This window comes from Streptomyces sp. rh34, assembly GCF_002551245.1.
GTDB lineage: Bacteria > Actinomycetota > Actinomycetes > Streptomycetales > Streptomycetaceae > Streptomyces.
This window is the reverse complement of sequence record NZ_NTGZ01000615.1, coordinates 1-407: the sequence shown is the minus strand read 5'-3', so window position 1 is coordinate 407 and position 407 is coordinate 1. Positions and strand designations below refer to the sequence as shown.

Genomic DNA, 407 nt, shown 5'->3' with positions numbered 1-407 from the left:
CTTCGGGGCCTCCTGGGCCGGGGCGGCGGGCTGCGCCGGAGCGGCGGCCGGGGCAGCGCCCGGGGCACCGATGACGGCGAGCTTCGCGCCGACCTCGGCGGTCTCGTCCTCACCGACCACGATCTCCAGCAGCACACCGGCGACCGGGGCGGGGATCTCGGTGTCGACCTTGTCCGTGGAGACCTCGAGCAGCGGCTCGTCCTCGGCCACCTCCTCGCCGACCTCCTTGAGCCAGCGGGTGACGGTGCCCTCGGTGACGCTCTCGCCGAGTGCCGGGAGGGTGACGTCGGTGCCCTCGGCGGACGAACCGCCGGTGGCCGCCTCGGCGGTCGGGGCCTGGGCCGGAGCCTCGGTCTCGGTCGAAGGGGCGGTGGGCGCCTCCTCGGCCTGCGGGGCCGGGGTGGAGG

General features: G+C 76.9%; 1 protein-coding gene. It reads right to left on the bottom strand.

What is annotated here, in order from left to right:
- Positions 1-407: biotin/lipoyl-containing protein (locus CR470_RS38480; protein ID WP_306667848.1), on the bottom strand; the 407-nt coding region annotated here is incomplete at both ends.